Here is a 266-nt window from a genome sequence, read left to right as displayed (position 1 = left end):
AGCCACCAGCCGGTCTTTCGGGGAACTCGGCAATCGGGTCGATCCGGAGTCCCGCGAGAATGTCAGTAAGGCTCCCGACTCGTCACGCCGGCTTCGTCCGGGTGGCGAAGGCAGCACCTTGCTGCATCCGTCGGTTGAGCAGAGCTGTTCCCTGGTCGCCATGGCTCCTGATCTTGGTGCCAGTCTGGCAGATCCGTCAAAGGTCCTTTTATTCCGCGACAGGCATCTCGTTTTCAGAGCGGTGATTGTCAATCGAGAGTGAGAGC

Annotated in this window: 1 protein-coding gene; it reads left to right on the top strand. The window is 59.8% G+C overall.

Translation table 11 applies throughout. The features are described from left to right. Nucleotides 1-262 (top strand): hypothetical protein (locus SB717_RS36515; protein ID WP_410907932.1); only part of this gene is annotated, 262 nt, incomplete at its 5' end. Nucleotides 263-266 lie beyond the last annotated feature (4 nt).

It is taken from the genome of Priestia sp. SIMBA_032 (assembly GCF_046535215.1).
Classification (GTDB): domain Bacteria; phylum Bacillota; class Bacilli; order Bacillales; family Bacillaceae_H; genus Priestia; species Priestia aryabhattai.
This window is presented reverse-complemented; position numbering and strand designations above follow the sequence as displayed.